This is a genomic window from Chitinophaga sp. Cy-1792 (assembly GCF_011752935.1).
Classification (GTDB): Bacteria; Bacteroidota; Bacteroidia; order Chitinophagales; family Chitinophagaceae; genus Chitinophaga.
In genome coordinates this window covers 100,248-114,365 of sequence record NZ_VWWO01000003.1, presented here as the reverse complement: position 1 = coordinate 114,365, position 14,118 = coordinate 100,248, and the positions used below count along the sequence as shown (strand labels likewise).

11 protein-coding genes are annotated in these 14,118 nt (G+C 47.1%); 7 read left to right on the top strand and 4 right to left on the bottom strand.

Annotation, left to right across the window (positions count from 1 at the left end; genetic code table 11):
* Positions 1–2: 2 nt before the first annotated feature.
* The 6 genes from F3J22_RS25725 to F3J22_RS25700 all read left to right on the top strand — a co-directional run bounded on the left by F3J22_RS25725 (position 3) and on the right by F3J22_RS25700 (position 8,436).
* Positions 3–1,667: a hypothetical protein gene (locus F3J22_RS25725; protein WP_167020875.1), complete on the top strand. Its 1,665-nt coding sequence runs from the start codon at positions 3–5 to the stop codon at positions 1,665–1,667.
* Between the two features lie 41 nt (positions 1,668–1,708).
* A complete protein-coding gene (locus tag F3J22_RS25720) occupies positions 1,709–2,344 on the top strand; it encodes a hypothetical protein (RefSeq protein ID WP_167020874.1) in 636 nt (211 codons plus the stop codon).
* Positions 2,345–2,384: 40 nt separating this feature from the next.
* Positions 2,385–3,995 carry a T9SS type A sorting domain-containing protein gene (locus F3J22_RS25715; RefSeq protein ID WP_167020873.1) on the top strand — a complete coding sequence of 537 codons (1,611 nt, stop codon included), beginning with the start codon at positions 2,385–2,387 and terminating at the stop codon, positions 3,993–3,995.
* A gap of 160 nt (positions 3,996–4,155) precedes the next feature.
* Positions 4,156–6,681, top strand: coding sequence for a phosphatidylglycerol lysyltransferase domain-containing protein (locus F3J22_RS25710; RefSeq protein ID WP_240155211.1), 2,526 nt, complete (start codon positions 4,156–4,158; stop codon positions 6,679–6,681).
* Between the two features lie 55 nt (positions 6,682–6,736).
* Positions 6,737–7,444: an AcvB/VirJ family lysyl-phosphatidylglycerol hydrolase gene (locus F3J22_RS25705; RefSeq protein ID WP_167020871.1), complete on the top strand. Its 708-nt coding sequence runs from the start codon at positions 6,737–6,739 to the stop codon at positions 7,442–7,444.
* 8 nt (positions 7,445–7,452) lie between these two features.
* Positions 7,453–8,436: a DUF4421 family protein gene (locus F3J22_RS25700; protein WP_167020870.1), complete on the top strand. Its 984-nt coding sequence runs from the start codon at positions 7,453–7,455 to the stop codon at positions 8,434–8,436.
* A 3-nt stretch (positions 8,437–8,439) separates the two neighbouring features.
* Here the strand turns inward: F3J22_RS25700 and F3J22_RS25695 are convergent, their stop codons facing one another.
* Positions 8,440–9,126 carry a LytTR family DNA-binding domain-containing protein gene (locus tag F3J22_RS25695; protein ID WP_167020869.1) on the bottom strand — a complete coding sequence of 229 codons (687 nt, stop codon included), beginning with the start codon at positions 9,124–9,126 and terminating at the stop codon, positions 8,440–8,442.
* A gap of 266 nt (positions 9,127–9,392) precedes the next feature.
* Here F3J22_RS25695 and F3J22_RS25690 point away from each other — a divergent pair, with 266 nt between their 5' ends.
* Positions 9,393–9,536: a hypothetical protein gene (locus F3J22_RS25690; RefSeq protein ID WP_167020868.1), complete on the top strand. Its 144-nt coding sequence runs from the start codon at positions 9,393–9,395 to the stop codon at positions 9,534–9,536.
* An 82-nt stretch (positions 9,537–9,618) separates the two neighbouring features.
* On the opposite strand, the gene F3J22_RS25685 is transcribed toward F3J22_RS25690, so the two are convergent.
* The 3 genes from F3J22_RS25685 to F3J22_RS25675 all read right to left on the bottom strand — a co-directional run bounded on the left by F3J22_RS25685 (position 9,619) and on the right by F3J22_RS25675 (position 14,056).
* A complete protein-coding gene (locus F3J22_RS25685) occupies positions 9,619–9,864 on the bottom strand; it encodes an HTH domain-containing protein (protein WP_167020867.1) in 246 nt (81 codons plus the stop codon).
* Between the two features lie 233 nt (positions 9,865–10,097).
* Positions 10,098–11,405 (bottom strand): redoxin domain-containing protein, encoded by a 1,308-nt coding sequence (locus F3J22_RS25680; RefSeq protein WP_167020866.1) that lies wholly within the window; start codon positions 11,403–11,405, stop codon positions 10,098–10,100.
* 452 nt (positions 11,406–11,857) lie between these two features.
* On the bottom strand, positions 11,858–14,056 hold the full coding sequence (locus tag F3J22_RS25675; RefSeq protein WP_205195683.1) for a carbohydrate binding family 9 domain-containing protein: 2,199 nt from the start codon (positions 14,054–14,056) through the stop codon (positions 11,858–11,860).
* Positions 14,057–14,118 lie beyond the last annotated feature (62 nt).

Sequence of the window (14,118 nt, the reverse complement as noted above, 5' to 3'; positions counted from 1 at the left end):
TTATGACGAAACGCTACCTCTCACGTTACTTACTACTGATTGTTCTGTTCATCACCATGGCGCCGGCGGCATTTGCCCAGCTTAAAATAGGCGACAACCCTGCTACAATCAACCAATCTTCCTTACTCGAACTGGAAAGTCTCCGACAAGGTCTGCTCCTGCCGCGTATTCCGGATACCACCGTTACACCACTCAATGGCGCTCCCGATGGTATGATCATCTACTTTACAAAAACAGCCAGCCTGCTCGTCAGAAGAAATGGCTACTGGTCTAAACTGGCAGACAGCCTCTCGGTGTCGGCCAACAACTGGCAACTGGCAGGTAACGCCAATACCAACCCTGCCACCAACTACATCGGAACTTCGGATAATCAACCGCTCTCTATCCGTACAAACGGTACCGAGGCTATCCACGTAAATACAGATCAGTCGCTGCTCTTAAAGAATGTTCCCGCCAATACCACCCTGATCTCCATCCTCGTGATCGACCCCACTACCGGCGCCATCAGCCAGCGTAGCCTGTCGTCCGCAGCATTTCAGGATGCTATCCACAGCATAAACGGACTTACCAATAAAGGCATTACGATCAAAGCGGATACGGCAAATGCCAACTACGGCATCACCCCCAATGCGACGGATAGCAGTATCACCATGAACATTCCTATCGTCAACGGCACTACGCAGAAAACAGGTTTGCTCACGTATGCCGACTGGCTATCTTTCAGCAGCAAGCAACAGGCCATCACGGTAGGAGCATTGCTCGCCGCCTCCACTCCCAATGGTATCGCCATCAGCCCCGCAGGTGTATTGCAACTGGGGCCGGCAGATAATACCAACCCCGGTGTCGTAACTACCACTGCCCAAACCTTCGCCGGACAAAAAACCTTCCAGGATAGTCTGAGCGCAGGTTCCGGCCTGCATGTCAACGGTGGTACCACCATCACCAACGGGCTCAATGTTACCGGCGGCGGCGCCAATATTACCGGTAATATTACCATCGCCACACCACCTGCAAATGTCAGCACACCTACTACGTATGTGCTTTTCCGTAACCCAACCACCGGCGCTGTGGAAAAAAGGCTGGTAGACAGCTCCGCCTTCTCCGCCGGCATCCGGTCTATCAATGCACAAACAGGCCCCGCTATCTCCATCGTTACCGGTAAAAACGGTACAGATGCAGGCATCGACAGTACTACCACTGCCAATAAACTGGTGATCAATATTCCAGATGCGAGCCTGACCGCACGCGGTGTTGTAAACGACTCCCTGCAAAGCTTTGCCGGTAGCAAAACCTTCCGCGACTCCGTGTATGTTGGCGGACAAGCGATGGTAGGCGCCACCACCAAACCTAATTCCACCCTGCAGGTAACCGGTTCCATGGCACTCAACATACGAACTACTACCAGCAGTGCTACCTTATCCGCTACAGACAATACCGTGCTGGTAGATGCTACCAGCGCGAGTCTGACAATTACATTACCGGCAGCATCCGGTATCACCGGCCGTATTTATACCATCAAAAAAATCGGCGGCACCATCGATAACAGCGTTACCATTACGCCTACCGGCGGTACAATTGAAGGTGGCAGCAACTACATTATCTACAATAACTACACTTATGTTACTGTACAAACCGACGGTACCAACTGGTATGTGATACGCAAATAACACAACGATCTGATTCCACATATTAACGAAATCTGCTGCTCATGCATTTAGTCCATCCATTTAAATGGCTGCTGACAGGACTGTTGGCATTTGTGGTGCATGTTGCTGTAGCACAACAACTACGTTTAGGCGATGCCGGTACCACCACCAAGGCAGCCCTGCTGGAACTATATTCCAGTAACCAGGGACTCCTGCTCACAAGAGTGGCCGGTACCGCCATGAGCGCAGCACCACTGAATACAGCGCCCGCCGGCATGATCGTTTTCAATACTACAGATAGTAGTTTATACGTAAGAGTTGGTGTTTCCTGGCAGAAGCTGACAGCACCTAATTTATCGCCGGCCTATTATAGCGCCGCCGGCGCTGTCGCTAATACACCGCTCACCAATCAGATAAAAATTATTACTGATTCGGTAGCTGTTTCGGGGAATACCACCGGCATAACAACACTTGTCATACCATCCGGCTTTTACACGAAAATCCTGAATATACAGGCTACTGCCAGAGGTAGTAATACGGTAACCACCGCGCCAATGGTAGCAGTATCAGGATATACAACTACCTCTGTAAATTTCGTGGTGACGGTGGGCGTGGGATTATTAGTGGGTGTACTTACTTCTGTTGCTGCCGATACCGATAACACCCATAAAATCTATTATACAATAACCGGGTATTAAAATCAGAAAGATCAGAAAACGCAACTACATATTCACACTGATGCTGGTCTGCTGCTGGCAGTTCATTCAAGCACAATCCGCCACCTGGTTACATCCTGGCGGAAGGATCGGTATTTTTGCCGGCGATACGATTGCTATTTTCGGCAATATGACCCACGAAGGAAGTATACTTTCCAACCCGGGTTCCACCGTAAACTTTTACGGGCTGCGGTGGAACAACAGCAGCAGCGCCAGCATCCTCGATGAAAGCAGTGATGGTATGAGCGGTACCGGCGGCTGGTTTCAGTTTATTCAGCCAGGCCGCCGCAATCCCAATGTGGTATACCAGTTTGTCAGCGGTGGGTACAATGTATCGCAAAATGCCGGGCCAGCCTTCACCAATCTCCGCCTGATCAACTCCCCCGGCCTGGTACTCGATGACCTCAACGATCTGAAAATCACGCATGAACTGGACCTTTTCAAGGGAATGGTTTTCCTGAACGGCTGGAACCTGGTGATAGGCCATCACAATCCTGGTTTTATCCGCAATTATTCAGATAGCAACTTTATCGTTACAGGCAATCATTTTGGCGGTGGTTTTTTATATAGAAGTGAACTCATCGCCGCTGACGGACCCGTCGTATTCCCAATAGGTACCAGGCCGGAATCCTTTACACCAGCCGTAGTGGCGGTACAAAATAACGGAGGTACTTTTCGTGCAGGCGTTTCTGATAGCGTGCTCGCCCAACTGACGCAGGGGCGCAACCTCTTCTCTACCAGCGTCAACAAAACCTGGCAGATAGATGCCCTGAACGCGGCTACCGATGCAAACATTACGCTGGTGCACCTCCTCAGGGAAGAAGGGCCGGATTATGAAGCCAATCGTAATACCAGCTATGTTGCCTTTTTTAATGGCAGCAACTGGGATACCGCCAGCACATGGGCGGCGCCTGTTAGTCCCAGTATTTTTACTTCAGGCCCTCCCGACAAAGACGCAGCCTATAATAGTCGCAGCTTTCAGCTACCTGCAGCGAGCCATTACTTTACCAGTATGGTCGCTCAGATTGTCAATAGTCCTAATAAAACCATGCTGCAGTTTTTTGATGCCTATCGCAGCAGCAGAGATAATGACAGCATCATGCTACGCTGGGCTACCAGCAGGGAATATTACTGCGCCGGTTTCTCCATTGAAAGAAAATTGCTGGATGGCTCCAATTTTGATTCTATCGGCTTTGTGCATAGCAAGAGTCCTTACGGTATCAGCTATGTGGCAGTGGGCTATGATTCGCTGGACATACAGGCCACAGACCTTTCGCTGATGTACCGCCTCAAGGTTACCATGACGGATGGCAGTTATTTCTATAGTCCCATCCGTATCGTGAAAGGCAGGTACAACGACGGTGAGATCAACCTCTATCCAAATCCGGTCAGGGCAGGTACTACACTGCATGTTTACTATGGCGCACCATTGCATATCAAGGCGTTGGCTTTGATAGATGTGCCCGGCCACCGACTGGGTTACCGCGAATTCCCTGCACCGGTAAATACTCAGAATTATTATGAACTGGTGATTCCGACCAACCTTTCTGCCGGCACTTACTTCCTGCAATTCATCGGGCAGGATGACCAGATTATTACGACCGAAAAAGTGCTCATTATCAACAAATTATAGGACATTAAAATATAATTAAAGTGGCATTATAATTACGGTAGCATTATAACAAAGCGTATCTTCGCTGGTTGTTTTAATATATACAGAAGCGTTACAGAATATGTCTTGGGGAAAAAAAATATTTACACCTGTATTTCTACGAAAATTACATTGGAAAGAATTGTTAGCCGTATTATTCATACTGTTAGCCATATATTTTTTCCGTTCAGAACGTCATGAACTGAAGTCACTGATACCTGCCATCGAGCGGGCAGACAGAGGCTGGGTAGTTATTGGCGTGGTATTAACGGCAGCGTATATACTTTTACAGGCACTGATGTATGTATACAGTTTCCGTTCTATCGGCTCCAGCCTGAACCTGGTAAAGAGCACTGAATTATTCCTGAAAAGAAACCTGTTATCTGTTTTCCTCCCTGCCGGAGGTATCAGCTCCCTGGCCTATCTGCCGCAGAGCCTTCGCAGAGAACATCTTCATAAACAACAGATTCATCAGGCATCCGGTATATATGGATTTGTAGGTATCCTTTCTGTTTTCCTGGTAGGTATTCCGGTGGTAATGTATGCGATGATGCATACTGCCTCCATGAAAGATGCCGTATGGGGCCTGATTACCATCTGCGGATTACTGGCCGCTGTGGTATTGCTGGTGCGCTCCATGCAGCACAAAGGAAAAGCCTACCAGTTGCTGGTGAAATACTTCCCGAATGCAGCACAGTCTGTAGATGATATTTTCACTTTTCAGCTCCGTGTTCCAGACTTTATGAAAACAGTGCTGGCCTCTGCACTCATAGAAGTGGCCGGTATTGCACATCTTTATATCAGCATGCTGGCAGTGGGCGTACATCCTTCACTGGAGGCGGCTTGTGTGGGCTACATTGTAGCTACCATCTTCCTGATCATTTCTCCTTTTCTGCGCGGATTGGGTGCCATTGAATTATCACTGGCCTATCTGCTCAAAAACTATGGATATACCTCTCTCCAGGCATTGGAAATCACTTTGTTATTCCGCCTGTTCGAATTCTGGCTGCCATTGATTGCGGGCATGTTTGCCTTTGCGCTGAAAGGCCGCGACCTGGTGTTACGCCTGCTGCCACCCATTCTCATCTTTTTACTGGGAATGGTAAACATCTTCTCCGTACTTACACCACCGTTAGCTTATCGTATGCATATGCTAAGGGCTTACATTCCAGGCACTTCCATCCATGCATCTAACCTGCTGGTGGTTTTCCTCGGACTGGTGCTGCTGGTAACGGCCACCTTCCTTTTCCGCGGTTTACGCAGCGCCTGGGTGGTGGCATTGTCCGTATCGCTCCTGTCGGTTGTTGGCCATATCAGTAAGGCGCTGGATTATGAAGAGGCATCCCTGGCATTGATTACCAGTATAATTTTGATTATCACCGCAAAACAGTACCGCGTAAAAAGCAATCCGCAGCTGATCAATATCGGTGTGGTGACGGCCATAGCCACTTTTGGCATCGTGCTGCTGTTTGGCTCCATAGGCTTTTACTTCCTGAACGTCCGGCACTTTGGTATCGACTTCACCTGGCTGCAGTCGCTCCGCCATGCGTTTCACGGCTTCATGCTCCTCGACGACGACGGCCTGGTGCCTGTAACACGCTTCGGGCGTGAGTTTATGTCGGCCATCCGGGTACTGGGTGTAGGTGCATGGGCGTTTTTATTCTACACCATCATCCGCCCTTATCTTCATATAACCAAACATAGTAATACAGCACTGGAAAAAGCACGGTTCTACCTGAGCCAGTACGGTAATTCACCGATGGACTATTTCAAGGTAGGCAACGACAAGCTGTTATTTGTGTCTGAAAAATTTGAGGGCTTCATTGCTTACCGCGTGGCCAGCAGCTTCGCCATTGTACTGGAAGAACCAGTATGCAGCGAAGAAAATAAACTGTCCCTGCTACAGGAGTTTGAAGAACAGTGTAAGAAGATGGGCCTGCGTCCTGCGTTCTACAGGGTAGATGAAGAAAGTACCTACTACTTCAATCATCTGAAAAAGAAAAAAATGCTGATAGGCCAGGAAGCAATTATGGACTTACGCAACTTCACCCTGAGTGGTAAAGACAAAAAATCTTTACGTAACGGGTTGAATAGTCTGGCCAACAAAGGATATGTTACGCAGATGCATGAAGCGCCACAGTCTGACAAGATGCTGGCCGACCTCCGTGCTGTCAGCGACGAATGGCTGAAGCAATACGAAGTGAAGGAACTGACTTTCTCTCAGGGCTTATTTGATGAAGAAGTGATCAGACAGCAGGATGTTTTCACCGTTTCAAATGCAGAAGGCGAAGTGGTGGCATTTCTGAACATCATTCCTGACTATGCGCCTGGCGAATGCACCTACGACCTTATCCGTAAGCGTTCTGATGCGCCGGGTGGCGTAATGGACGCGCTGATTATCGCACTGATCCAGGATGCACAGGCAAAAGGACTGGAGTTTCTCAACCTGGGCATGGTACCGATGTCTGGTATCAGTCAGCCACAGAATACCGCAGAAAGAATGGTGAAATACGCGTATGAGAAACTGCGTTTCTTCCGCCACTACCAAGGATTAAGAGAGTTTAAAGATAAATATGCCACAGAATGGACCAACAAATACCTGGTGTATGAACACGACTTTGACCTGCTGCAATTACCGGTAGCGCTGGGTAAAGTAATGCAGCCATAGGCTGCACGAACAATACAAAAAGGTTTTTGTTCTTTTGTGGTAGGGAATTTAACTTATGGAATCAGGAAGAAGAATTTTCGTGTTATTGTTTACAGTTACGATGCTGTTTAACTTTAAAAACAGGGCGCAGGCGCAAAATGCACCGGGCAACCTGCCAATACAGGCGAAGGCCCCGGATGCAGGCAGCACGCAGCCATTGATATTTTATATTACGGGGGATGGCGGTATGAAGAAGTTCTCCGCCAATGTGATCGATGAATTTCACAAAAAGAATTATCCCGTAGTAGCATTGAATGCGCTGAAATATTTCTGGAATAAGAAGAGCCCTAATCAGGCGGCTACAGATGTAGCTAACCTGATCCGCTATTATCAATCGCAGTGGAATTCGCACCACGGGATTATTCTGGTAGGATATTCATTAGGGGCAGATGTATTACCGTTTATTTATACACATCTGCCAGCCACACTGGAAAGTGAGGTGCAGCAGGTAGTGTTATTATCGCCTTCCAAAACCACGGACCTTGAAGTTCACCTTTCCGACATGCTCGGCAAGAGTAACAACAAGGGCATGAGTGTTACTGCGGAGATCAATAAGATCACTGACAAGCCGCTGGTATTGGTTTTTGGGGAAGAAGAGAAAGATTTCAATCTCGGGGAGCTGACTATACGCAATTATAAGCGGCTGGTACTGCCCGGAGGACATACCTACGACGAAGATGCCGGTGGTGTTGCCGGAAAAATCATGGCAGCGCTCGGCCAATAATACTGAGCATGAAACCTATACTGTTATTACTGTTGATGACATTTGCCGGCAGCGCATATGGCGCCAGCCAGGCAGACAGCACCTGGATCAGGGCTTTTGACAAAGACAACAATATCCAGGTCTATACGGGTTACAATAATACCCAGTTTACGCTTACACAGGCGGCGAAGCAGCACATCCCGGGAATGAAGCTGTATGCCAACAGTGCGGCGTATGCGGGCGTATGTCTTAACTACAAGTACCTTTCCCTCTCCTACGACTGGACGCTTCCCAACACCCGTCTTTCCGGCAAAAACAAGGGCATTAAAGTCGTTAATTACCAGCTGGCACAAGTAGGCCGGCGACTGGGCATTGAGGCCTTTTATCAGCGTATTGACGGCCTCCTGATGCAAATACAGCGCCGTAAGCATAAGTTCGATCCTGTTCCGAACGTTACCTATACGAAAGCCGGCGCCAACCTGCTATTATTCACCAATCCTGCGCATTATAGCTACAATGCCGCCAATTATTTCAGCAAATGGCAGCAGAAAACCGCCGGCACCGGCGTGGTTATGCTAACGCCTTCCTATCAGCAGTTTCATTTCCACCAGGACAACACCTTACCCGGCAAAGACAGCATGCTGCACAAGAATTTCCAGGAGCAGCCACAGTGGCTGACCTGCATAGCATATGCCGGTTATACCGTCAATGTGATATCCAGGGATAAGCATTGGAGTATCAACCCGATGTTGCTGGCCGGAGCCGGGGCACAATATACCCTTAACAGCAACTTCAGGCAGCTGGAACATATTACCAGTTTTGTGCAGAGTATCCAATGCAGGCTGAATGCGGGCTATACCTGCAGTGATTTCTTTGCAGCGGTGAATGCACGGTACGATTACGCCAACAGTCATTTGCCGGTGTCTACATTACATGCCATCAACGGCGATTATGCGTTAACGTTCGGTTATCGCTTTCATAGTGTAAAACGTAAGCTGCTGGGCGTTTTATAACATTTACCAACGTTTTTTATAGCGTCTTTCCACTTCTTCACTGATATGTTTGGCCAAAGGTATCCTGGAAGGGCCGATATACAGATGATCTTTTGCCAGTTCATCTATATGCCGGAATCCTACCACAAACCATCTGTGTACCTGCATGAAGGCATTTAATGGCAGCTGTGCCATGATCCAGTCGAGCTTTTCGACGGTGGCAAAGGTTTGGTCTGTGGTATGTACCAGGATATTATCGTCCATTACTTCCAGGTATTTGAGGTCATCATATTTTATTTTCTCAAATCTGGTCTCACAGCGGAGCACAAAATGGTCGGTGGTTCTTGGGGGCAGGGTTTGTTGTCCTTCCATATTGATGATATTATAGATTCTATTAACCATGTTGTAAAATCCTTCGTAGGTCAGCTCCGGGAATATAATTTCTTCATGACACACATAGAAGGGATGAGGGTTGTTGTCGGGGTATGAGAGTACCAGCATGCGGATATCTTCTTTAAAGAGGAAATCCTCCTCCAGTGGGGAGGCGCCCTGAAACAGGAGGTGAATGGCTTCTGATTCCAGGATGGGCAGGGCGGTATCGTAATGTTGGCAATGCTTTGCCAGGAAGGTAAAGGAGGTGTCGTTGATGTATTGGTCCAGATGATTGAATCCGATGGGCAGAATCCCAAGGATGAGGCAATTTAGCATCATATGGGTGATGAATTAGTTATTAAGATAGCGATGCAGTTTAAAAGCGTTATCGGTTAGTAATTTTAATAATTTAAAAAAAACAGCAGGTGACTAAAGAGAAACCTGCGAAGATTCAAAAATCTAATCTAAACCGCGTTATGAAAAAAAGAATTTGAACATTGTCACTGTTGGCCGCCAGTAAACCGCAATAAAAACTGTTATGGCACATGGTGTACTTTTTATCTACTATAAATGTCCGTCTAAAAAAAGTGTCAAATGTTTATTCAATGTTAACAGAAACAGAACAACAAAAAAAGGTGGACAAGGACACAAGCGTATCCCTGTCCACCGGAAAGATGGATGTCACAAAAGATGCGGTATATCCGGGGCTGAGTCCGGACGATACGATGGCATCTGAAACACCGTGTTAACGGTGCAAATGCTGGGTCGGGTCACTCCTGGGGAGTAATCAGGCCATTAATACCAGATTGTAATCAGAAGAGGGAAAAGATATTAGCTCGCGGTGACCAGGTTTTTGGTAAACCTGATATTAAAACCACCTTTTTCCGAGTAATAATAACTTTCCTTATACCGGTCATATTCAATGGGAGCACCTAACTCCTTCATCATTTTGAGGAATTCATAGAGTGTTCTTTCTGAAATACGAAGCCGCTTGGCTAACTGAGCGGGCTTTCCGGTACCCTTGATCCTGATTAGGTAATCAATGGTCTGTAGACGATCAAAATAACGCTTTGGCATAGATGGGGGGCTTAACGATGAGTGAATATTAATTTACTAAAATTGCGCGTATTAAACCAAGATTCCGATATATATATTTTAATGTAAATATTATCGTAATGATTTAAATAGACTTCTGCTAATCTAACTGCAAATAAACAGCGCGTATGCGCTTCTGTCGCGTCCTTTCGGTTATCCTGAGTTCTGCAATATAAACGCATTTCACTGCAATCTGGTCACAGGGGAGAATTTTTTTATTGCTGCAATGCTTCGTAAATTATATTCGTTAGGGCGTTACCGTAGTCCATTGCGGGGTCCGGGGGTTTTACTGCGAAAATATAGCCGTGGCGGTTAATGACAATTAATGTGGGGCAGCTGCTGACGTTGTACCGCTGCTCCATCAGGCTAAACTGGTCTCCGGGATATAGCTGGGTACCATTTCCCTTTATGGTATAGGGTTTCATGCCAATATGCAGGAAGGCCACCTGCGCTTTGTCAAAACATTTACTGATTTCATCCAGCGTTGGCATCAGCTCATCGTCATCAGAACAGAAGTGCAGCAGCACCACCTTTCCCTCGAACTGGTTTAGCGAAACAGTATGCCCGCTGAAGTCGGGCAGGCTGAAATCCGGTGCCGGCAAGCCACGTCTGATACCACGTTTCAATCGGTTGTAAGGCACCTGTACGGCCAGTTTACAGACATCCGACTGCACAAAAGACAAATAATCACGGGCACATTTCTCCATTTCCTCCTGCTGTCCGCCATTGGCAAAAGCCATTAACAGCTGGTGCGCCAGCAACTTCTCCTGTACAATACCGTTATAATGCATTTTCAACCAGTTATACACCGCCTCGTCCGTACAGGGCATATGCATAGCCCGGTGATAGTCCGACTGGGCTTTATCTACCAGGTAATCCAGCAGGCGTACCGACTTAGTGGTTAACTCGTTAATTTCCAATGCAGGTAAAGCCGGACTAACTGTATGAACATAGATCGCTTCCTGCTGGTCCGGATCGGCATCCTGGTAGATGCTCAGTATTTTTGACGCAATACCACCCTGCGCATCCGCTTTTACAATGGAATAAGTATTCGGAGAGAGGCTGTCTTTGTATTGTAACAATAGTTGATCGTCGTTTTTCAACAGTTGCTGCCAGGCTTTGATCTGTTGGGGCAGCCAGGTTGCAGTAGCCTGCAAACCCATCCTGGTACGACGTTCCTGTTGTTTCAGCAAATAGATCAGGCGACAGGTAGCAGCATTAGGTCCGCTAAACAGAATGGTATCTTCCTTAAAATTAATCTCCAACTTTTCCCCCGCCGATGTCATACCATAAAAAATATTCCCGCTACCGGCATCTATATAAAAAAATAATTCGCGTGCAGTAACAGGTAAAAACAAAGGGACAGAATCTTTTGCTAAAACAGTATCCACGCTGGTTACAGCTGATATGCCTGGATTACTCCAATAAGCCACTGTAATCTTATGACCGGTGCGGGCACCTGCTACACGGGTAATGATATGCGCTTCCTGTGACCATGCCTGGCCACTGCTCCATAAAACCATAAGGATAATGCCTGTAATAACAGGCCAGCGGGGTATCGGGGGATATGGTAATATCATTATTACAATAATAAAATCAATGGTGAACGGAGGGAGTTAAGCATATGTTATTCAGCTGTTAATCGCAATAAAAAATCCCCATGGTAGACACCACAGGGGGCTTGTATTCACAACGATAGTAAATGAAAACTTTACGTAGCCCAATGCTAATATGGCACAGGGGAATCTTAACCGCGATTCATAACACAATATTAACGTGCCGGAATGGTGGAAATGTTAATTAGATCTTAACGCCTACCTGATTAACAAATTAAATTTTAGTTAGGATAACTGACATATGTCAATTTATTCACTGTACCTGCATAGAAAGCAGTATAGGAGAACCAGGAAAATTGCCCCTTTTCAGTGCATAATTTTGCACAGCTGACATTTTATATAGAGATATAAACCGGGTATTAAATATTAAACCAATACACCAGCTTCAGCACCAGTGCGCGGTTCCGCACATATAACGGCTCCGGCAGATAGTTGTCTGTATATACGATAAAGAGGTCGGAAGCAGGTCTGTAACGCCACTGAAAACGTGTATTCAGGTTAATATTCTTCTGTTGCTGGTTATATTGCATGAAGCCGGTAAAAAACAGGGTATTCGTCATCGTTACATCCAGGCGTGGCCCTACCAGCCAGAAGGAATTATCGCCCCAGGGCTTACCCAGCTTGATATCATTGTAATTGGCACTCAGCGCAATACTCACATATGGCTGGAATCTGTAACCTAATTCTGTATTAAACATAAACCGGTTACCATCTGCATAATACCCACCATAGCGGGCAGAAAACGCGTAGGTAAATAATTGTTGCGGCTTACTTACATAATCCACTCCTACTGTATTCCAGCTGTTGGTACTACCGATCGGCAGACTGTCTTTCCCGGTATTGGTCGGGTCAAAAGGCTGCAGTAAACGCACGTAGGTATTAGTACCCCAGATATTGAGGGTATTACGTTTGCGGAATACGAAACCATAATTCAGCACGGTTTCGTTATCGGTACGGGTGAAGTGTTCATCCATATACCAGGTACTCGTCACCTGCGGCCCATGGCTCAACACCGGCCCCGACACCGGGAAAAACAGCCTGGTAGCCTGCGGCGCTATCTTTATATATCCCTGTCGCGGTACATAGCCCACTTCCGCGTTATAGTTCTTTCCTACATATTCATGCTGCCAGCCGATACTCCAAACGCGGCTGGTATATTGCAGGTTCGCCGCATGTACCATATCATCTCCCCTACGGTCAGGACTATACGATTTTAACAACAACGCTTTTCCTGTCCAGAAATTATTGGAAGACGCCAGATTGTATTCCAGTCCCATATTCCTATTGTACTGCGAATACAGTGGCTTATTTGCCTCCAGGTCCGGATGGTAATTCATCGATTCCTTATTGATAAAAATGAACCCGAAATTAGACCTGGAAAATATTCTGCGTTGCAGGGCTGCCACTGTAAAATTCTGCGCCGGCAAACCAATATCTGCCTTGCTGTCCGTCTGCATGTTCATCAGTCCAAGCCGCCAGTCTTTATTGAGCTTCCCGCTTAACCGGGCACCAAACAGAATGGGCACGCCAAGGCCTATACGACGACTAAAAAACGGCCGGATAGTGCTATAGCCAAAGTTGGTAAACTGGTCGCCATTTTCGAGGAAAAACTGCCTCTTTTCAGGGAAGAAAAGTTCGAACCGGTCGAGGTTGGTCACCTGCTTATCCACATCTACCTGCGAGAAATCAGGATTTACCGTCAGGTCGAGGTTTAGACTGGAGGTGATACCGATTTTTGCATCCAGCCCTGCATCATGCCGCCAGCCTGCTTTTCCGCCGGTTTCATAATTTTTATTCACCCCTCCAAGGAGGTAAGGAATGATAGAAATATTCGGGCCTGCCGGAGGTGGTGCGCTATCCCATTGCAAGGTACCGGTATACGCCAGTGATGCGGTAGGGAATTGTCGCGGAACAGGCGCCCATGCCGACTTCTCCGTTGTCTTCAGGTCGTTGCGGCTGAAATTTATTCCCCATTGGGTGATGCCTTTTTTATATCGGATGGTTTTAAAAGGAATAGCAGCTTCAAATACCCATTTATCCGGGTAGTTTTTTACGGCAGATACCCACTTATTGTCCCAGCTCAGGTCCACTTTACCGCCTTCATACATGGTGCCATCCCACTGGGCTCCTGCGGCGTTTGCGCCGAAAGAGAAGCCGTTGGTCTGGTCTTCGAAGGGGTCCATGAAAAAGATAAAGTTATCATTCTTCAGAAAAGCAAAATCGCGGCGTAGCGATTCCACCATATAAGGGCCGTTACCGGTAGTATAGTTTTCCACGAGGATGTAAATACGTTGCTGATCGTACAACATGCGTACTTCCGTGCGAAGCTTTGCAGCGCTGGTATCCATCGGCAGCACCATATGAAAATCCTTTGCCACAGCAGCCTGTTTCCAGGCAGCTTCATCGATGATACCATCGATCTTTATCGGCGATGTTGCCCGGGTAATAAAGAGTTTATAGGCTTCGTTTTTCTTCTGTGCAGCAAGCAATACCGGCAGCAGCAACAACAGGCAAATCATACGTGGAATACGGAACACGGTAGTAACGTTTGGGTTCATCAACAAAATACAAAACAACCTTTGCAGATAAAAGCAAAAAAGCCTTCTCTACTGCGTAGAGA

Bases quoted from the DNA above. Each gene is read 5' to 3' on its own strand.
- F3J22_RS25725 (WP_167020875.1), top strand. From the start codon at position 3: ATGACGAAACGCTACCTCTCACGTTACTTACTACTGATTGTTCTGTTC.
- F3J22_RS25720 (WP_167020874.1), top strand. From the start codon at position 1,709: ATGCATTTAGTCCATCCATTTAAATGGCTGCTGACAGGACTGTTGGCA.
- F3J22_RS25715 (WP_167020873.1), top strand. From the start codon at position 2,385: ATGCTGGTCTGCTGCTGGCAGTTCATTCAAGCACAATCCGCCACCTGG.
- F3J22_RS25705 (WP_167020871.1), top strand. From the start codon at position 6,737: ATGGAATCAGGAAGAAGAATTTTCGTGTTATTGTTTACAGTTACGATG.
- F3J22_RS25700 (WP_167020870.1), top strand. From the start codon at position 7,453: ATGAAACCTATACTGTTATTACTGTTGATGACATTTGCCGGCAGCGCA.
- F3J22_RS25695 (WP_167020869.1), bottom strand. From the start codon at position 9,126: ATGATGCTAAATTGCCTCATCCTTGGGATTCTGCCCATCGGATTCAAT.
- F3J22_RS25690 (WP_167020868.1), top strand. From the start codon at position 9,393: ATGTTAACAGAAACAGAACAACAAAAAAAGGTGGACAAGGACACAAGC.
- F3J22_RS25685 (WP_167020867.1), bottom strand. From the start codon at position 9,864: ATGCCAAAGCGTTATTTTGATCGTCTACAGACCATTGATTACCTAATC.
- F3J22_RS25680 (WP_167020866.1), bottom strand. From the start codon at position 11,405: ATGGTTTTATGGAGCAGTGGCCAGGCATGGTCACAGGAAGCGCATATC.
- F3J22_RS25675 (WP_205195683.1), bottom strand. From the start codon at position 14,056: ATGAACCCAAACGTTACTACCGTGTTCCGTATTCCACGTATGATTTGC.